Annotated in this window: 13 protein-coding genes and 1 tRNA gene; 5 read left to right on the forward strand and 9 right to left on the reverse strand. The window is 38.7% G+C overall.

The features are described 5' to 3' along the window. Window positions 1-43: 43 nt before the first annotated feature. From FEDK69T_RS10950 to FEDK69T_RS10960, 3 genes are all read right to left on the reverse strand, one after another. A complete protein-coding gene (locus tag FEDK69T_RS10950) occupies window positions 44-403 on the reverse strand; it encodes a heavy-metal-associated domain-containing protein (protein ID WP_023574232.1) in 360 nt (119 codons plus the stop codon). 194 nt (window positions 404-597) lie between these two features. Then, complete coding sequence (locus FEDK69T_RS10955; protein WP_023574233.1) at window positions 598-2,940, reverse strand: arylsulfatase; 2,343 nt, start codon at window positions 2,938-2,940, stop codon at window positions 598-600. 511 nt (window positions 2,941-3,451) lie between these two features. Then, a tRNA-Pro gene (locus tag FEDK69T_RS10960) sits at window positions 3,452-3,526 on the reverse strand. Between the two features lie 165 nt (window positions 3,527-3,691). On the opposite strand from FEDK69T_RS10960, the gene trxB reads away from it, so the two are divergent. Then, complete coding sequence (gene trxB / locus FEDK69T_RS10965; protein WP_023574234.1) at window positions 3,692-4,666, forward strand: thioredoxin-disulfide reductase; 975 nt, start codon at window positions 3,692-3,694, stop codon at window positions 4,664-4,666. Between the two features lie 63 nt (window positions 4,667-4,729). Here the strand turns inward: trxB and FEDK69T_RS10970 are convergent, their stop codons facing one another. The 4 genes from FEDK69T_RS10970 to FEDK69T_RS10985 form a co-directional block, all read right to left on the reverse strand. Then, window positions 4,730-5,887, reverse strand: coding sequence for a DmpA family aminopeptidase (locus FEDK69T_RS10970; protein WP_023574235.1), 1,158 nt, complete (start codon window positions 5,885-5,887; stop codon window positions 4,730-4,732). A 162-nt stretch (window positions 5,888-6,049) separates the two neighbouring features. Beyond that, window positions 6,050-7,858 (reverse strand): T9SS type A sorting domain-containing protein, encoded by a 1,809-nt coding sequence (locus FEDK69T_RS10975; protein WP_023574236.1) that lies wholly within the window; start codon window positions 7,856-7,858, stop codon window positions 6,050-6,052. Between the two features lie 326 nt (window positions 7,859-8,184). After that, window positions 8,185-10,074, reverse strand: coding sequence for a PKD-like domain-containing protein (locus FEDK69T_RS10980; protein WP_023574237.1), 1,890 nt, complete (start codon window positions 10,072-10,074; stop codon window positions 8,185-8,187). A gap of 140 nt (window positions 10,075-10,214) precedes the next feature. After that, window positions 10,215-10,652: an SRPBCC domain-containing protein gene (locus FEDK69T_RS10985; protein WP_023574238.1), complete on the reverse strand. Its 438-nt coding sequence runs from the start codon at window positions 10,650-10,652 to the stop codon at window positions 10,215-10,217. Window positions 10,653-10,796: 144 nt separating this feature from the next. Between FEDK69T_RS10985 and FEDK69T_RS10990 the strand changes: the two genes are divergently transcribed. The 3 genes from FEDK69T_RS10990 (at window position 10,797) to FEDK69T_RS11000 (ending at window position 17,733) form a co-directional block, all read left to right on the forward strand. Beyond that, window positions 10,797-12,431 carry an ABC-F family ATP-binding cassette domain-containing protein gene (locus FEDK69T_RS10990; protein WP_023574239.1) on the forward strand — a complete coding sequence of 545 codons (1,635 nt, stop codon included), beginning with the start codon at window positions 10,797-10,799 and terminating at the stop codon, window positions 12,429-12,431. Window positions 12,432-12,784: 353 nt separating this feature from the next. Next, window positions 12,785-16,267 carry a T9SS type A sorting domain-containing protein gene (locus FEDK69T_RS10995; protein ID WP_023574240.1) on the forward strand — a complete coding sequence of 1,161 codons (3,483 nt, stop codon included), beginning with the start codon at window positions 12,785-12,787 and terminating at the stop codon, window positions 16,265-16,267. Between the two features lie 260 nt (window positions 16,268-16,527). Beyond that, entirely contained in the window at window positions 16,528-17,733 is a 1,206-nt protein-coding gene (locus tag FEDK69T_RS11000; protein WP_023574241.1) for a hypothetical protein, read from the forward strand. 78 nt (window positions 17,734-17,811) lie between these two features. On the opposite strand, the gene FEDK69T_RS11005 is transcribed toward FEDK69T_RS11000, so the two are convergent. Together FEDK69T_RS11005 and FEDK69T_RS11010 are read right to left on the reverse strand one after the other, a co-directional pair. After that, window positions 17,812-18,300: a YybH family protein gene (locus FEDK69T_RS11005; protein ID WP_023574242.1), complete on the reverse strand. Its 489-nt coding sequence runs from the start codon at window positions 18,298-18,300 to the stop codon at window positions 17,812-17,814. A 175-nt stretch (window positions 18,301-18,475) separates the two neighbouring features. Beyond that, complete coding sequence (locus FEDK69T_RS11010) at window positions 18,476-19,312, reverse strand: DUF6929 family protein (protein WP_023574244.1); 837 nt, start codon at window positions 19,310-19,312, stop codon at window positions 18,476-18,478. Window positions 19,313-19,468: 156 nt separating this feature from the next. Between FEDK69T_RS11010 and FEDK69T_RS11015 the strand changes: the two genes are divergently transcribed. After that, a complete protein-coding gene (locus FEDK69T_RS11015) occupies window positions 19,469-20,344 on the forward strand; it encodes a PPK2 family polyphosphate kinase (protein WP_023574245.1) in 876 nt (291 codons plus the stop codon). The last annotated feature ends 64 nt before the right edge of the window (window positions 20,345-20,408 follow it).

The following is a 20,408-nucleotide window of genomic DNA, read 5'->3' on the forward strand; positions in this document are numbered from 1 at the left end:
CTTCTGAAAAACAGAAGGGATTTTAAGTTTTTAATATTTTAGTTTAAACTTTACAGCATCCGTCTAGTTTTTCGTAACCTTCAGGATTGGCTTTAATGTCGTCTGCGTCGTATCCTAAGTTGCTGATAGCTCTTTTAATTGCTGCTAAATCGGTTTTTTTGGAATTGAAAATTACTTCTATTGTCATTTCTTCGACATTAAGTGTGACCATTTGTATTCCTTTTTCCTTAATCAATGTCTTTTGAAATAATTGTCCGCAGGTTTCACATTCTTTGCAGTGATCGCAGGTGATGGTTGTTTTGATAACTGCTTTTTGCGTTTTTTTGGACTGCTGGGCAAGCGCTGTGTTTGAAACCGATGTTAATAAAAGGAATGCTATTGCTAATTTGAAAATGGATTTCATATCAAGATAGATTATTGTTTGTGTTTCTTTGTTTGAAATTGACTTTACTTTTAAAAGTGCTAATATACTAAATCAATCCTTTCGTTTTATTTTGGAAAGTCAAAATGTAATCAAGTAAAAAATCCTATTTCCATTGTAAGATAACCAGGATGAACACAGATTGTAAAACACATTTCCGAGCGGCATCAAACCTGTTATTTTAGTTTAAAAGTTACTTTATCTATTTTGCCTGTGAATGCATTATTCCATTCGTCATAGTCATCTGTAACTGGTGAATAAGCATCTTTACCAATATCTGCGGTTTCTGCCGCCAGTGAATACAACTGTCCCATTGTTTTCTCTATTCTGCCCTGCGCCACCTGTTTTCCATTGACTAATATTTTACCGGTTCCTCCCTTATTGATTCCGCCTCCATCATAATCGAAATCATAAACCAGAGTCACCTTTCCTTTCGGAAGCTTCTCATTAGATTCAATAACATATTTTTCGCGGGCAAGCCAATTATAAACATATTTGGGTTTTCCATCTTTTACATATAAACTCCAGCCTCCAAATTTTCCGGCCTGTGAAAAAATAACGCCTTCAGCTCCAGTTTCAGGTATTTCGAGATGTGCTGTAATGGTCATCGAAACGGACTTGGTATTTATAAAGCTATTTTCTGTTAAACCGGGCATACCTGGATAAATTGTGAGCGTCTTCCTTCCAAACATAATGTCTGGTCTGCCTGCAACCACTGGATTTAACCTTTCGGCTCTTCGATCGTCTAGTGGAAACACATTATTCTTCAGTGCCTCCTTGGTGAAGAGTGCTTTCATTTCCTCCAGTTTTTCAGGATGTTTGGAAGCAAGATCATTGGCCAATCCAAAATCTTCCTTCATATTATACAACTCCCATTTATCTTTATTAAAATCATTGGTACGAAGCTGAGGTTCCCATAAAGCACTGTGTATGGTAGCTGCTAGCCAACCGTCGTGGTAAATACTTCTATTGCCTGCAGTTTCATTATATTGGATGGTATGTTTTTCTTTAGCATTACCATTTTCAAATGAATAAGCCATACTTACACCTGCTATAGGAGTTTGCTCAATTCCGTTGACAATCTTAGGTTCTGGTATACCTATAGTCTCCAGTATAGTCGGGACAATGTCTATTAAATGCGTGTATTGTCTGCGTTTTTCTCCCTTTGCCTTTATTCCTTTGGGCCATTGAAGTGCCATTCCTGCTATGTTACCTCCTCCGTGAGCAAAAGTAATTCCCAAAGTACATGGTGTGCCACCTGCCATTGCCCATCCAACAGCGTAATTCGGATAAGAGTTTGGTCCGCCATATTCAGGGAGACGGCTTAATAAATAAGGAATTTCTTCTGGAGCTCCATTCAATCCGGACCATTCCACAAATGTTCCGTTTAAATCCCCAACTACAGAAGAACCGTTATCGCCAAAGATGTAAATGAATAAGGTATTGTCAAGTACGCCAATATCTTGTAATCCGTCCATCAATCGGCCTACTTCGTAATCGGCATGTTCTGTAAGAGTTGCATAAACTTCCATTTGACGGGTTAGAACTTTCTTGGCATCGGCTGAAAGCTCATTCCATTTTTGAACAGTCTCAGGATTCTTGGCTAATTTGGTGCCAGGTGGAACAATGCCTAATTTTATCTGTCGAGCCAATACTTCTTCCCTGTATTTATCCCAACCCATATCAAATTTTCCTTTGTACTTTTCTTTTTTCATCCAATCAGTTGGAGGGGTATGGGGCGGATGACTCGCACTTTGTGCATAGTAAACAATGAAAGGGCGATCAGGAGTCAGAGAACGTGTAGCTCTAACCCATTCCAAAGTTTTAGTAGTAAGGTCTGAGTTAAAATGGTAATTCTTCTCTTTGGGCGTGCCAATCCAAGTAGTTCCATCGATTAGGCTTGGGAAAAATAATGACTGCTCACCTGCGAGATAACCATAAAACTTGTCCCATCCTCTTCTGGCGGGCCAAAGATTGTATGGACCACTGATATTAACCTGATTATCGGGAACCTCGTTACACTTGCCAAAATAACCGGTACAATAGCCCCAGGCCTGTAAAATTTGGCCAATTGAAGAAATGGAAGGAGGGCAAATTCCATCATCCCCCGGATAAGATGTGTTGGTACCAGTAACTCCCGCCATGTGATTCTGATGGCTGTTTCTGCCAGTTAGTAAAGCTACACGACTTGGAGAGCATAAAGCATTTACGTGAAAATTGGTGTAGAGTAAGCCGTTTTTCGCGACCCTATCCATCGTTGGTGTGTTAATGCCGCCTCCCATTGTTGATGGATCTGAATAACCCGTCTGATCCATCAGCACAATAACAATATTGGGTGCACCTGCAGGAGGTTTTACTTCAAAAGGCTTTGGAGGAGGGACTTTACGCCAATCTTGTTCGGTTATCTGAGGTTGTTTTGGAGGAAGAATTGGAAGAACTTCCCCTTTTTTATCCTGCCCCAATAATGATATAGGTTGGAATAAAATGTATATTAAATACAAAAAGAAAAACTTTTTCATACTAAATAGGATTTAGTTACTAAAAAAAAAACAAAAAAACGGTGTATAAATTTACAAAAAATAAAATACATTTTTAAGTTATGTTGTTGATTATGTTTTAGTTGCGGAATATTTGGTCTATTGGTGTATTGAATACCACTGATAGAATGAAAATTAACCGTTGTCTTGTTTTTAGGTGTCTAATAGCCTTTTTCTAGTTTAGCAGGGGTGTTTAGAGTCTAACAAGGTCTAAATTCCAGCGAATTGCTTTCTGGTCAAATAAATTAAGGATTGTATTAAATACGGGAAGTATTCGTTTCTAAGGTATTTGAGATGTTGAGAAAAAGCGTGTTTGCTTGTAAAATTGGGTGGCAGGATTATTCTATGATCCTGATTTGGATTTGTTGCTAAACAAATCCTTTAAAGTTTCTGTGAAACTTTTGGTCTTTTTTGTTTTTAATAAAATTTCAAGCGAACTTGAATTTTACCAAAAACAAAAAATCCCTTCAGCAGAGCTGAAAGGATTTGTTTGTCGGGGTGGCAGGATTCGAACCTGCGACCTCCTGGTCCCAAACCAGGCGCGATGACCGGGCTACGCTACACCCCGTGTAATTGTGGTGCAAATATAGAGCTAAAATTTTATTCCCAAAATATTTTTACAAATAAATTGAAATTATTTTCGAATAGTTAAATCTGATATATTTTTTGAAAATCTTTTTTAATTAAAACTTACATTTGTGGCCTACTAAATGAATAAAAACACAATACAATTATGTCTGATACTATAGAAAAAGTAAAATGCCTTATTATAGGTTCTGGCCCAGCAGGTTATACTGCCGCAATTTATGCTGCCAGAGCAAACATGCATCCGGTTTTGTACCAAGGAACACAACCGGGCGGCCAATTAACAACAACGAATGAAGTGGAAAACTTTCCAGGTTATCAAGACGGGATTTCAGGTCCTGAAATGATGATCGAGTTGCAAAAACAGGCAGAACGCTTCGGAACTGACGTTCGCGACGGTTGGGCAACAAAGGTTGATTTCTCAGGAGATGTTCATAAAGTTTGGATTAACGATACCAAAGAAATTCACTGTGATACCGTAATTATTTCAACAGGAGCTTCTGCAAAATATTTAGGATTGCCTTCAGAACAACATTATCTTCAAATGGGTGGCGGAGTTTCTGCCTGTGCGGTTTGCGACGGTTTCTTTTACAGAAACCAGGAGGTAGTGATTGTTGGAGCAGGGGACAGTGCTTGTGAAGAAGCACATTATTTATCCAAATTGTGTAAAAAAGTAACAATGTTGGTGCGTAGTGAAACTTTCCGTGCTTCTAAAATCATGGAAGAGCGCGTGAAAAAAACAGAAAACATCGAAATCTTGCTTCACACTGAAACCGAAGAAGTATTGGGCGACGGAAACGTGGTAACCGGTGTTCTTGCGAAAAACAAAGCTACAGGAGAGATCATTGAAATCCCTGCAACCGGATTTTTCGTGGCAATCGGACACAAACCAAACACGGACATCTTTAAAGATTATCTGAATTTGGATGAAACAGGTTACATCATTAACGAACCGGGTACTGCCAAAACAAATGTACCGGGAGTATTCGTTGGTGGGGACGCTGCTGATCATGTTTACCGTCAGGCTGTAACAGCTGCGGGTACAGGCTGTATGGCTGCTTTGGATGCCGAGCGTTATTTGGCTGCTAAAGAGCATGCTAATTTAGACGTGGCGACTGCCTAACTGAAAAGAACAATTTCAAAATATTGCATAAAAAAAGCTTCAACATTGTTGAAGCTTTTTTGTTTACTTTTTATAGCGGTTGTATTTTTTCAGGATAGTCTGCAAGACATCGTGAGGCAGGGCAAAAAATTTATTGTTGTTGATGCCTTCCATGTCTTCAGCAGCTACCAAAGTGTTGATGATCGCTTCTTCTGTAGCTTCTACCGTAGCTCTGAAAATCGGGTTTAATTTTTCTTTTGGGAGAGCGTTCCAGGTCTGCATGGTTTCGTTTTCATCTGTTTTTGGCTCCGCTGTGGAAAGCGCTAAAAAGATTTCACCGGAACTGTCATTGGAAAACGTACCTGTTCGTGCGATTCCGTGGGTGACGCGTTTAGCTACCAGTTTTAGCTGACTAGGTAAGAGAGGTGCATCGGTGGCTACAATTACAATGGCTGAACCGTCTTTTCGCGTCGGATTGTGTAAAACGGGTTTGTACTCTTTGATTTGTTTTCCGACTGGTACTCCTGAAATCATTAAATCTGATCTTCCACCAAAATTGGCCTGAATGAAGACGCCTAATGTATATTGTTTGCCATCAATGGTGAAGGTTCTGGAAGCCGTTCCGCTGCCGCCTTTAAAATGATATAGTGCCATTCCGGTTCCGCCTCCTACATTGCCTTCCTGTACAGGACCTGCTTTTGCATTGTCCAGAGCTTCCCAAACGTGTTCTTTTTTTACGTGGAATCCGTTGATGTCATTCAGCATTCCGTCCCAGGTTTCTGCTACTATAGGTAGTCCGAATGAAAAATCAATGAAATCACCTTCTGAAAATTTCTTGTAATTCCATTCGCCAATGGCATCTCTAACCGTTCCCACACTATTGGTATTGGTGATTCCGATGGGGCCGTAGCCTAAACCGTAATCTTCGATATTTGGGATTCCGGTCATTTCACCGTCGCCATTTAAACTGAACCAGGCTGCTGCGTAACTTTTGGGTGTTTTTCCTTTAGGAAGGATTACGGTAACTCCGGTGCGAACAGGGCCTTTGCCTGTTTCTAATTTTCCGGTACCCTCAATTATTGTTTTGTAGCCGACTTCAATACCCGGAACGTCGGTAATCGCATTGTTTTTTCCGGGCGTTCCCTCGAGTGGAATTCCCAAATCGCGTGCCCTTGGTTTTGTCTGTGCCAGTCCGATAAGTGTTGTAAACAGAAGGAAGGCCGAAAGTATAATCCTGTTCATTCTTTATTTTTTGATATATCAAGCAATTTTACTAAAAATTTCAAAATAGTGCAACTAAAAGTTTGTTAATCTTAAAATCAGGAACGCTGTTTGAAAAAGTGACGGGAACAAAAAAGCCCCGATAGTATCGAGGCTTTTGTTTATGAGTAAAAAAGACAGTTATTAATTTTTTACAATTTTAAAAGTGCTTTGTTTTTTACCAGAGTCTACCGAAATAAAATAAATGCCTGTTTTTAATGCTGAAAAATCAAGCTGTACTTCGTTGTTGTCGTATTCTTTCTGAAGTACCATTTGTCCCAGCTGATTAAAAGCGGTAACCTTGTTGATGGTTTGGTTGTTTTTGATGTTCAGAATATCGGCAACCGGATTTGGACTTACTATGAAATTTTGAGAATTGAAATCATTTGTGCCTAAATTTGAGTTTACCGTTATTGTAATATCAGTTACGTTTCTTGAGCATGCGCCGCCAGACATAGAGGAGGTAATTGTATAAGTAACACTTCCCGGCAATGCTGTGTTTACCAGTGAAAGTAGTTGATTAATTGTATTTCCGCTTCCGGAAGTTGCTCCTGTTACGTTATTTTGGGTAACTGTCCATTGGTATGTAGCTTCAGGGGAATTACTTGAAAGTGAAATATCAGTCAAATCTCCCGAATTTATGGATTGATTTGTTGCTGTAGCTGTAATGTCTGGAGACTCTAAAACTGTTACTATGCCGGAAGCACTCGCGCTCTGACACCCGTTATTGCTTGCGATCACACTATAAGTACCTGCTGTTGTAGTGGTAAAACTATCAGCATTTCCAGGATTTGCAGCTCCTGCAGGAACCGTCCATACATAAGTATATGTTCCTGTAGTGCCTGTTGTGGCGGTAACCGTGGTGCTTGAACCGCTGCAAACAGTTGAATTGTTAACTGTTACTGTTGGTATTGGATTAACCCTAATAATCATCGCAGTTGGTACTGCACATGGATCTGCCGGATCCGGTGTAAAAGTATACATCGTTGTAGTTGTGTTATCCAGCCTCGGTGACCACGTTCCATTGATACCTTCATTAGAAGTTGTAGGTAATGCCGCTAACGATTCTCCTGTACAAATTGGTGCCACCGCCGCAAACGTAGGCGTCGTGCTTGGATTAACCATAATTATCTGCATAATAGTACACCCGTTATTATTTGTATATGTAATCATTGTAGTCCCTGCAGACATTGCGGAAACCAATCCGGTTGAATTTACTGTGGCTACTGAGGCATCTGATGATATCCATGGATTGCTTGCTGCGGGTATTCCGGTACCTGTGTATTGAATTGTATTGCCCACGCAAACCGATGCAGAGCCGGAAATTGTTGGTGTTGGATTAACAGTTACCATCACTGATGTTGCAAGCGAACTTGAGCACCCTGTCGAGGATGTGACACTTACCAGGTTATAAACAGTAGTAGATGTTAAGGAACCTGTAGATAACGTTGCAGTCCCTGAAGAATTTAATATGATATTCTGGTTTGCACCCCCGTTTATAGTATAGGTGATGGTTGCATTTGGTGTTCCAAAGAAACTAAGTGTGGCAGAACTTCCGTAACAAACGGTTTGATTGGATGTTATAGCGGTTGTGGCTGTTGGAGAATCAGATATTCTGATGGTTGTATTGATTACAAAGTCAGGACATGTTCCGTCGGATGGAATTGTGTAGGTAACAACATGAAATCCCGGAGTGCTCATACTTGGAGTGATAGCTCCGGTATTGGAATTTAACGCTAAACCTGGTGTGCTGGTAAATGTGCCTCCCGTGTAATTGTCGGTTCCAGTAATGGTAACGGGTTGAGGAGTACTGATGTCTGGACAAAAAGGAGATCCGTTATAGATTATTGTTGCTGTTGGACAAGCAACTGTTTCGGTTTCTGTTGTTTTGAGTGTATTTGAAAAAAGTAACCCAAAGGACAAAATGAATAAAAGAGTAAAGATTTTTTTCATGCAAAGAATTTTTTTTAATTCGCTGCAAATATAATCTTTTTATTACAAAGCAATGTTTTTTTGTTGTTTTAGGTGTTTGTTTTTTTGGTTTTTTAATGTATACAGGAAATAAGGGGGTGTTTTGTTAAATAATTGTAATATTCGAGATTAATTCCCTTTTCAACGTTCAATGTGTGATTTAGTTTACTTTACTCAGTACATAATTTTCGGAAGACCAACCGTTTTTTGCAGTATCATCCAAATCAGGAATGCTGTTTGAAAAAGTGATGGAAACAAAAAAGCCCCGATAGTATCGGAGCTTTTTTTATTCGTATGAAATGAGGTTTTTAACTTTTTACAATTTTGATGTTTTTTGTTTTGTCGGAATCAATGATTATAAAATAGATTCCGGTATTTAAGACAGATAAATCGATCTGTACGTTTTTGCTATTGGATTCCTTTTCAATAATAAGTTGACCTAAGTGATTCAAGACGTTTACTTTGGAGATGATTTGATCGTTCTGTAGGCTCAATATGTCGGTTACAGGATTCGGACTGATTGTTAAATCATGTTGGATGATTTCGGGTAAATCAATAGTAATGGTAATATCGGAGCAGCCATTTGCATCTGTTACATGAATTTCATGTTGTCCGAAAGTTATGTCGCTGAATGTATTTGAAGTCTGTAATTCTCCTCCATCAATTTGATATAAATAATTTCCGATTTCATTTGTAGTCACGACTACGGTATAATTTCCGTCGAATTGTTCATGGTGAGTTGCACTTGCCGATTGTGCGGGAGAAGATTCAACTACATTAACCGATGCAGTTGCTACACATGCTGTTGCCATACTTGAAACGGTCACAGTGTATATACCCGCTTCGGAAGCTGTAAACGAACTGCTTTCCCCAATCACGGTATTCATATCGTTGTCAAGACGCCATTCGAAAAGATAATCATTAGGGGATAACCCGGTTTCTAACACATATGGTGTAAGGACATTGTTTGTGATTTCATCCACGCAAATAATTCCGTCCTGAATATTTAGCCGCGGTAAAGGGTAGACTGTTATTGGTATTGTTATAGTATTTCCGGAACAACCATTGTTCAATGGTATAATGGTGTAAGTTACCGTTCCGGGGGCATTACCTGTTGCGGTTAAAACCTGATTGATTGGTATTCCCGCTCCGGGAGTAATTTCAGTTCCGTTACCGTCAAAAGCACCTGTAACGCCATTTTGAACTACTGTCCATGTAATAGTAGTTCCTGGGGTATTTGTGTAAAGAGAAATTCCTGAAGACTCTCCACTGCAGATACTTTGCCAGCCGCCAGAAAAAAACAGTTCTGGTGCAGGATTAACAGTTACTGTAACCGTGAATGGATCGCCTGTACATCCGTTAACGATTGGTGTTATGATATAAGTAACTACACCTTGAGACATGCTGATTGTAGCTAAGGTTTGATTGATTTGGTTTCCGGTTCCGGACATCGCTCCCAGTACACCTGTTGGTATTACAGTCCAATTGAAAAAAGTTCCGGGAACATTACTGGTCAATACTATATTGGTTGTTTCTCCTGAACAGAGGGTTGATGACGAAACACTTGCTCTAACAATTGGCTTTGGAGTAACAGTAACCGTAACTGTTTTTGGGGTACCAGGACAACCATTGACAACCGGTGTAATTGTATAAACAGCTTGACCTATAATTGTTCCTGAAGTTGTAAGAACCTGATTAATAGATGTTCCTGTTCCGCTTGTTGCACCGGTTACACCTGCTGTTTGAGCAACGTTCCAGCTAAAAGTAGTGTTGCTTACATTGCTACTCATAGTAATATTCGTAGAGCTTCCATTGCAAATAGAGTATTGAGTTGAATTAACGTTTACTACCGGAACAGGGTTTACAAATATTGTCACAGTAATAGGATTGCCGGAGCAACTATCACCAAATGGAGTAATGGTGTAAACAACCTGACCTGCATTAACCGAAGTTGTACTAAGTGCCTGGGAGATTACGTTTCCGGAACCATTACTGGCACCGGTTACTCCGGTTTGAACAGCAGTCCAGGTAAATGTTGTGTTGGCTACATTACTGCTAAGTTGGATATTGGTTGTTTGTCCGCTGCATAGAGTTTCAGATGTAGGCGACGCTATAGCGGTTGGGCAGGTTAGTTTACTTCCGGAAGCCCATAAAGTGCATCCCAAGAATACCAATAATAAAGAGTAGATTTTTCCCATAAGCGGTATTAGTTTTTATAAGGTAAATGTAGTCTATTTTTTATATCGAACAGTTTAATTGAAAGTAGAATTTCAAAAGATTGCATAAAAAAAGCTTCAACAATGTTGAAGCTTTTTGTTTATTAAAGGTTGCAGGAGTTTTATTCTTCTGCCAGTTTTTTAACTAAATCCAAAGCCAAAGGGAATGTTTTGTTGAAGTAGTCCAGATACTCAGGAATGATGTCCATCTCAACACTCAGTGTCGTAATTCCGTCTGTTTCACTCAGTGCATAATTTTCGGACGAGCCTGACCAATTTTTGGTGGCCTCATCCAAAGGTTGTTCAACTCCGTTTTTAACGACTCCGATATGTTTGAAATTCATGACTTCATTTTCAATGCATTTATCAATCAAACTGTTCATTCCGTCGTTGTTGGCATCAAGAAAATGAATTTTACTGCCTTCTTTCCAATCTGTGACAGCTTTTGAACCTTCACTGAAAACCGTAGTCCATTTTCTGTAGGTGTCGTCGTTCCATAACACATTCCATACTTTTTCTTTTGGGGCACCGATAACGACTGTGAATTTTTCTTTTTTCATGACTGCTGAATTTTGATTGTATTAAAGTTACTTAAAAATCATTTCAAAATTGAAATTGTCTCCTTTCTAAATTAAATTATCTTTGCACCTTTAAAAATGGTTGGAACTCTTCTGATTTCTAACCTCTAAATTCAAACTTCAGCAATGATTACAGTAAACGATATCGCGGTAGAATTTGGCGGAACCACATTGTTCAGTGACGTGACTTTTGCCATCAACGAAAATGATAAAATTGCCCTTATGGGGAAAAACGGCGCAGGAAAGTCTACGTTGTTAAAGATAGTTGCCGGTGAAAACAAACCAAGCCGTGGAGGAATTTCCGCGCCAAGCGATGCTGTAATAGCTTATTTGCCGCAGCATTTGTTAACGGCTGATGATTGTACGGTAATGGAAGAAACGTCCAAGGCTTTCGCCGATGTTTTGAACATGAAGAAGGAAATCGACGAAATCAATGAGCAGTTGACGATTCGTACCGATTATGAAAGCGACAGTTATATGAAACTGATCGAGCGCGTTTCCGAATTGAGCGAGAAATACTATTCGATTGAAGAAGTGAATTACGAAGCTGAGGTTGAAAAAGTGCTGAAAGGGTTAGGTTTTGAAAGAGAGGATTTCACCCGTTCCACTTCCGAGTTTTCAGGAGGATGGAGAATGCGTATTGAATTGGCAAAAATCCTTTTGAAGAAACCAGATTTGATTTTGCTGGATGAGCCGACAAACCACTTGGATATGGACAGTATTCAGTGGTTGGAAGATTTCCTTATCAATCAGGCGAAAGCGGTAATGGTGATTTCCCACGACCGAGCGTTCGTTGATAATATTACGAATCGTACTATCGAAGTTACCATGGGTCGAATCTATGACTACAAAGCAAAATACTCCGATTATTTAGTTTTACGTCAAGACCGAAGAATTCATCAACAAAAAGCGTACGATGAGCAGCAGAAATTTATTGCCGATAATCAAGCTTTTATTGAACGTTTTAGAGGAACATTCTCTAAAACCGAGCAAGTGCAATCACGTGTGCGTATGCTGGAAAAATTAGTTCCTGTTGAAGTGGATGAAATAGATACATCGGCATTAAAACTTAAATTCCCGCCATCACCTCGTTCAGGTCAATATCCTGTGGTGGTGGAAGAATTGTCAAAATCGTATGGCGATCATGTGGTTTTTAATAATGCCAGTATGGTAATTGAACGTGGTCAGAAAGTAGCTTTCGTAGGGAAAAACGGGGAAGGAAAATCGACCATGATTAAAGCCATCATGAAAGAAATCGATTTTGAAGGTGGTAAACTTGAGATCGGACATAATGTTCAGATTGGTTATTTTGCTCAAAACCAGGCTTCTTTGCTGGATGGAGAATTCACTATTTTTGATACTATCGACCAGATTGCAGTTGGGGATGTACGTACCAAAATCAAAGATTTATTGGGAGCATTCATGTTCAAAGGAGATGATATCCAGAAGAAAGTAAAAGTGCTTTCCGGAGGAGAGAAAACTCGTTTAGCTATGATAAAACTGTTATTGGAGCCGGTTAACGTTCTGATTCTGGATGAGCCAACGAACCACCTTGATATGAAAACCAAAGATATCATCAAAGACGCTTTAAAAGATTTCGACGGAACATTGATATTGGTATCCCATGACCGTGATTTCCTTGACGGTTTAGCTGAAAAAGTATTCGAATTTGGACACAAACGCGTGAAAGAACATTTCGAAGACATCAGAGGTTTCCTGGCTCACAAGAAAATGGAAAGTTTGAAGGAGATTGAAAAATAGATAAAAAATAATTTAGCGTTCAAAAAATATTTAACCCGATAGTATAATAGCTGTCGGGTTTGTTTTTTTCTATAAATAGGGATATAAAGTATTTTTTTTGGGAAAAAAATCAGTTTAGGCCTTGTTATAATATTCTTAATTGTGTGTGTAAAAGTGAAAAAAAAGTTGAAAAACCAGATTTTTTATGTGAATTAAAAATGAAATTTTAACTTTTTATTATGTTAAAAAACAGGGTGTATTTTTTTTGTTGTAAAAATATACTATACTGTTTTTCAGTTTATTCCGAAAATTTTGAACCTTGTTTTTTGTTAATATTGGGGCTTAATCAATTAGCAACTAAAAACAAATTTACTATGAGGAAATTACTACTCTTATTCTTTGTTCTGATTCAGGTCAATCTGATGTCGGCACAGAGTGTCGGGGATACCATTAGGGTACAGGGCTTTACTCGCAACAGTACCAACAGGGATATGATGGTCAGCTTTCCGAACAATCCCAATTTAACTTTTGAGAAAATCATTCTTAAATACAACTTGAGATGTCGTAACGCAACGGTGAGATATGGGGCAGAAGACGGTGTTACCGGTTGTGGCGAATGGGATTACTCGGTTAATACATTTATAGCCGATAGTGCAAAAGTCGAAAAAGCGCTTGCAAAACAGCCTAACTACACGATTACCGGCTTTACTGGGACTTCTTTTCCTTACACTTCTCAACAAACATATGATCATTATGATTTTACTCAGAAAAATGTAGTGGTAAATTCCACGACCTCTGAAAATGCATATCAGGTTGGTAGTGGCATTGTTTTAATGTCAAATTTGGTTAAAACTAACCTGAAAAGTGGAAGATCACAAATGCTTATTACTGCTGCTCAATTGACAGCTGCCGGGTTTACTGCAGGTAATATTAATGCCATCAGATTAAATGTAGCAAATAGTGGCGGACTTGCGAAATTCCTGAAAATAAGAATGAAAAACAGTGCTGCAACCAATATGCAGGCTAGCGGACTTGACTTTACAGGTTTTAACGACGTGTATTTCAGAGATTATACTTTCGTGAATGGTGCAAACAAAATTCAGTTCCATACACCGTTTAACTGGGACGGAACCAGTAACATCATTATTGAGATGTCCTTTACTAATGGAACAAACGGTTCTAATATTGAGTTCTTAGGATTTTCGAATCCTGAAAGCCGTGTGCTTACTGCAAGTAATATTTCTGCGATTAATGTTTCAGGTGGTGGATATGTTGACATCGGTACGCAATTTTTTAACACGATCAACAGTGAGATTACAGTGAGTTTTTGGACTAAAGGAGATAGCGTTATGCCGGTAAGTAACAGTATTATTTATGGATATTCAAATAATAATACTGATGAGCGACAGTTAAATATCCACATGCCATGGAATTCGGATGTTTATTTTGATTGTGGTTATGTGGGTGCTACTTTCGACAGATTACAAAAGCCATATGGTACAGCTGGTGTAATTAAAGATGTTTGGAATCATTGGACTTTTACTAAAAATGCTAGTACAGGTGTGATGAATATTTATTTAAATGGTTCTTTGTGGCTTTCCGGTACTGGAAAAACAAAAGTTATGAATATCATGAACTTTGTTTTGGGTAGATTATATACTCCTGTCTATAATAATAACTACATGGGTAAAATCAGAGAATTATCTGTTTGGAATAAAGAATTGCCTGCAGCAACTGTATTGGCGTGGAAAAATAAGACAATCGATAATACACACCCTGATTATGCTAATCTGGTTGCTTATTACAAGCTGGATGAACAGACTGGACAAACTGTGAACGACGCTAAAAATGGTGTAGTGTCTCAGGGAGCAAATCTTAGCTGGGATTTCGAAAGAGGCGATCAGTTAACAACAACTTTTACTGAATCTTCGGTATTACCAAATATTACTTTTTTCCGCGGAACGTATAACCAAACGGTTACAGATGTGATAACTCGTTTTTCTAATCCACGAAGCAAAAGAACGGTTAAAAACCACTCGATCACTTCTATGGAAGGTGTGATGCCTATGAAAAATGATGTTATTAATACGGTGTCTACGACTTTCTTGTTCGATACAACTGCGGAAAACGTTTATAATGGAACTACAGGAGCCTTGGTAAGCACAATTCCTGTTACACCGGAAGGTACTTTATCGATTGTGGATTTGGATTATTACAAAAGATATCCTTTCTATAATGAAATAATGTCGTTTGTTTCGCCTTATGGTAATGGATTGGATTTAGGTCCGAATGGAAAAACATGGTACTTTGACATGTCTGATTATGTGAAATTGCTAAAAGGTAACAAGCGATTGGTAGTTAACGGAGGTAAGTTGCAGGAAGAAATGGATTTGGAGTTTTTATTTATCGTAGGAACACCTCCAAGAAATGTAATACAATATGATCAGGTATGGCAAGGGCAGTACCGCATGGATAATGTTAGTATTGCTAATATCAATAATGGTTCAAAATTCACAACAAATAACTTTGCTTTTAGTCCGTCGGCCACATCATTCAAATTGAAATCGTCTATTACAGGACATGGTAGTGATGGTGAGTTCCAGCAAAATGGAGGACAGGTTAATCACAAGATTTTATTGAATAACGTGGAGAAGTATAATTGGGTGATTTCAGTGCCGTGTTCTGAAAACCCTATTTACCCTCAGGGAGGATCATGGATTTTTGACAGACAAGGATGGTGTCCGGGCCAAAGAACGCTTATGAAAGAGCATAATTTGACGCCAAACGTTACACCGGGAAGCACTGTTGCGTTAGACTATAGAACTTCCAACCCTGTGAAACCTTCCGGTACTTATAATTATATCGTAACACATCAAATTGTTGGATATGGAGCGCCTAACTTCACGGTGGATGCTTCAATCGAACAAATTAAAGCGCCAAACAATGCCAATGCTGAATTCACCAGAATCAACCCGATGTGTGAAAGACCAATCATCACAATCAGAAATACAGGTGCAAATACCTTAACTTCAATTGTATTTGAATATTGGATCAATAACGCAAGCACGCATCAAACGTACACTTGGACAGGTTCTTTGGCATCAATGGCCACTACAGATGTTCTTTTGCCTATAAGTAACTTATGGAATGTAGGAGTTAACAGTACAAATAATAAGTTTACTGTAAAAATAAATACAGCTAACGGTGCTGCAGATGGTTATGCGAACAATAACAAAGTGGTTTCTAGCTTCAGCTTGCCAAATGTTATTCCATCGACGTTTAAAATTCAGTTCAGAACAAACAATTATCCGAATCAAAACAATTTTACATTGTATGATGCTTATGGATATGAAGTAGAGACACAAACGTTTAGTAATGCCAATACAATTCATACCTTCACATATCAATTACCTCAGGCTCCAAGCAGTTGCTACCATTTGAGGGTAAATGATACAGGTAAAGACGGTTTGTATAGTTATTTCTCTCCTAATCAAGGGTCTGGTACGCTTAAGATCCTGGACGCAAACGACAATGTAGTTAAAACATTAAATCCTGATTTTGGAGGTGGACTTGATTATAGTTTCTCTGTGAATACACTGCTTTCTACTGATGATATCATTGCTAAAAAAGAAATCAATTTATATCCAAATCCATCTAAAGGACACTTTACAGTGGAAGGAGAGGATTTGATGGGATCTGAAATTGTTGTTTTCGATATTTTAGGAAAAAAAGTAGCTGAAAGAACAGCGGATGAAAATCTTGTTGAGTTTAACCAAAACAACTTAAGAACGGGTGTTTACATGGTTAAAATACAAAAAGGCAAACAAGTTGAAGTTAAGAAATTAATCGTGAACTAATTACCTTTACACACAACGCTGGAACCCCCAGGCAATCAAGTATTGTCTGGGGGTTTTCTTTTGTTTGCATTTTTTAGCCACCATAATGTTGAAAAGCAAACCGATTTAGGTATCGCTATTTTGAATGCAAAAAATGTTTTTTAACGATTAAAAATAAACTTTGTAGGAAAATATAAGTAATAACTGTTTGTTTTTCAATGAGGTAAAAGTTTTTTTTGTAACTTTAGTTAAATATGGTATAATTAAAAGACTATAGTTTTATGAAAAACAAGTTAAGTATATTCGTTCTTTTGGTGATTAGTTTTCTGAGTATATCCGTTTATCCGCAAGACAAGAAAAAAGGTCAGGAACCTGAAAGTTTAGGATTGCCGGGGGATGGTTTGGATTTGTATGCGGTTTTGGATGTTTTCCAAAAATCGAAAACCATCGAGGCCTTTGAAAAATCACTGAACGATTCAGAAAAAAAAGTTAATAACCTGGACCTGAACAACGACAAGAAAGTTGATTTTATTAAAGTGACTACTAAGAAAGACGGGGAAAACTTTACGTTCGTTCTGCAGGTCGATGTCAAAGAAAACGAAACGCAGGATGTGGCTGCAATCTTATTGGATAAAGATAAAAATGGAAAAGTTACAATGCAGATAGTCGGCGATGAGGATTTGTATGGAAAGGATTATATTGTTGAGCCGAAAGGAGGTAAAGAAACTCCCAATCCCGGCTATACCGGTGAAGAGCCGTCTACAAAAGAACCTCAACAGACCCAGCAGACCCAACAGTCAACAACCACTGTTGTCGTAGAACAGACTCCAATCGTGCAATATGTGTATTCACCTGCCTATGTTCCTTATTACCCGCCGTATTATTACGGATATTACCCTCCTTATTTCGCTGCATTTACGGTAATGGCATGGGGGATTTATGCCAGTAATCATTATTATCACCATCATGGTGGGTACTATCACAATACTACCGTGGTGCACAATCATAATACATACAATAACTATAATAGTAACCGAAACCGTTCCAATACTGTAAACCAATACAACCGTGATGGAAGTTACCGAAACAACTCCAGTGTTGGCGACAGGAGTTCTAATCGCCCTTCTGCAGGGACTTCTGACCGAGGTGGTAATCGCCCTTCAGCTGGGACTTCCGATCGGGGGGGGAATCGTCCATCAGCGGGGACTTCTGATAGAGGTGGAAATCGTCCATCTGCGGGAACATCTGATCGCTCTTCAAGTCGTCCTTCAGCAGGGACTTCTCCTTCAACACGTCAGTCTTCAGGGTACTCAGGCTCGTCATCACGACCATCTACGAGTTCGATGAGTTCAAGCAGCTCAGGTCGTACCAGAAGCAGCGGCAGTTACGGTGGTGGTAGCTATAGTGGTAGTCGCGGCGGAGGCGGATATAGTGGCGGTGGCGGAATGCGAGGCGGCGGAGGCGGAGGCGGAGGCCGAAGAAGATAGCTTGCAGGATTTATAAAGACAATAAAAAGAGTGGGAGAATAATTATTCTCCCACTCTTTTTATATCATTTTGAAACCATTATTGAAGAGGCATATCAGAAGCGCTCATATCTCTCACACACACATATTTGCCGTCTCTCTTTTCAAAAAGACTCATGTAATTTCCGCTGTTAACGGTAGTGTTGGTGGAGTCAACTACTTTATAAGAGCCTACTTCCACAACTTGATTTCCGTCGTTTGACACGAAAACATCGTTAGTTTGGAATGAGATTTTGTTTTTGGAACCTCCATTTAAATCGGATTTTAAAAATTCTATGATTGCCGGTTTGCCTACTAAAGGAGGTCTGTTTTGGAAGAAAGTCGTCGCATCGTCTGCATAATAGCCAATGTCTTTAAGTTCTCCGGCGTTATATGTTGCCGCAAATTCATCTTCCTTAGCCTGTATTTCTTTCTTTATTTGTTCTTTGTCAACCACCGGCGCCGCGGTTTCTTCTTTCTTGTTATTGCAGGAAAACAGTAAGGTTAGCATACTTCCTAATAACACTCCTTTAATGGTCATATTTTTCATAGAGTAAAGATTTAAAAACACATACTTAAAATTACTATAAAAAATTGAATATCAGGTAATTTGTTAGGAAAAATATTATCTTGTGCAAAACAGAAAATTCCGAATTGCCAATAAAGCGCATAGATGAGCCGGATAGAGAATACTATTTAGTTTTAATGATGAGGAAAGAAGCTTCTTATTTTTTTGTGAGAACGAGTTTGTGAACTGCAGTTTTTAGTTCGGAGGTATCGTTGTCTTCACATAACAGAAAGGTGATTTCTTTATCAGTTTCTCCGTAAAATGTCAGTCCTTCCAATTTAAGCGTATCTGTTATTTTTTGAGTGAAATCAATCTTCATTTTTTCAAGATCGATGCAGCCGATAAAACTGCCCAAGACTTCTCCGTCATTATAGGTTGAAGTCGTGTTTTCTGCAGTGGCCAAAAAGTAAATTTTCTTTTTCACCAAAATAGCATCGGTAAAACTGGAGCGGATGCCTTTGATTTTCGGAAGCTTAAATTCGGTGGAAATGATGTTGAACTCCTCAGTGAGATTTTTTCCCTGAACCGTGAAAACAATATTTTTTCCACTGACTCCATTACCACGATTGAAGAAAAACCACTCGGCTCCATTGTAAATAGCGCCTTCGATATTGAGGTCGTTTGGCGGTAGTCCGGCAAATGATTGCATAGCGAGATTCAAATCGCTCAAATCGGTGGTCGCGATTATTTCCTTCGAGCTGGAATCAAGGGTCACCATTTTATTTCGGTTTTCGGTAGATCCGGAACCAAAAACGTATATTTTGCCATCGTATTCAGTTACCGCTTCAAAATCGGGTTTGTTTGCTTTTGGGATATTTTCGGATGGATTTTCGCGTAAAGGATGGCGTTTCAGTTCTTGGGCTCCTATCGCATATTCATAAAGGTAATTACTGTTGTCTCCAATAATGTACAATTGGTTGTCTTTAAAGATAAGTCCGGAGGCCGAGCCAATCCCAATAATTTGAAACAATATTTCTAAGGTGAATTTATGCATCTTGTGTTTTTTTGGTTTAGCCCCGATTGCAGTGAAAATCCTTTACTTGCAATGATAAATGGCAAAATAATAATACTTCTAGCGGGAAATCTTTAGATTCAGCGTAGCTAAAAAGCTTCTAAAAATACTTATATTTACGAATATAAACTGAAAGTTATGGCAGTATTTAATCCCGACAATTTTAAAATTACCGTTCCTTTTTATATCAATGATTTTCCAACGGTATTGCAAACCCATATCGACGATGAAAAAAAAGAGGAGAAACTCGATAAAGTTCAGGCTAAATTGAGCGAGTTGCAGGACGCGATGTATGCGCACAATCGTTATGGGGTGTTAATTTGCCTTCAGGGAATGGATACGTCGGGTAAAGACAGTCTGATTCGTGAAGTTTTCAAAGAGTTCAATCCGCGAGGTGTGGTGGTACACAGTTTTAAAACGCCTAATTCTTCCGAACTCGAACATGATTATCTATGGCGTCATTATCTGGCGTTACCCGAAAAAGGAAAATTTGCGGTTTTTAACCGTACGCATTATGAGAATGTATTGGTTACCCGTGTGCATCCGGAATATATTTTAAACGAAAACCTGCCCGGAATTGAAAAAGTAGAAGATATACCGGCTGATTTTTGGGAAAACCGCTTTGAGCAGATTAATAATTTTGAGAAACACATCTCACAAAACGGGACCATTGTACTGAAGTTTTATTTTCATATGAGTAAAGAAGAGCAGCGCAAACGCCTTTTGAGAAGACTGGAAGAAGAGGAGCATCATTGGAAGTTTTCTCCTGGAGACCTGAAAGAACGTGAACGTTGGGATGATTATATGAAGTTTTATGAAGAAGCCATCAACAAAACCTCAAAACCGCATGCGCCTTGGTATGTGATTCCGGCTGATGATAAGGAAATGGCCCGTTATATGGTCGCTAAAATCATATGGGAAGAAATGAAACAGCATAAGGATATTAAAGAACCGGAACTGGACGAAAAAGTGAAAGCTAATTTTGCTCTGTATCGCCAACAGTTAAAGAAATAAAAAGAGGTTGTCTAAAAAGATTGTCATTCCGACGAAAGGAGGAATCTAATAATTTTAACATCGT

Origin of the sequence: Flavobacterium enshiense DK69 (assembly GCF_000498495.1) — a bacterium.
GTDB lineage: Bacteria > Bacteroidota > Bacteroidia > Flavobacteriales > Flavobacteriaceae > Flavobacterium > Flavobacterium enshiense.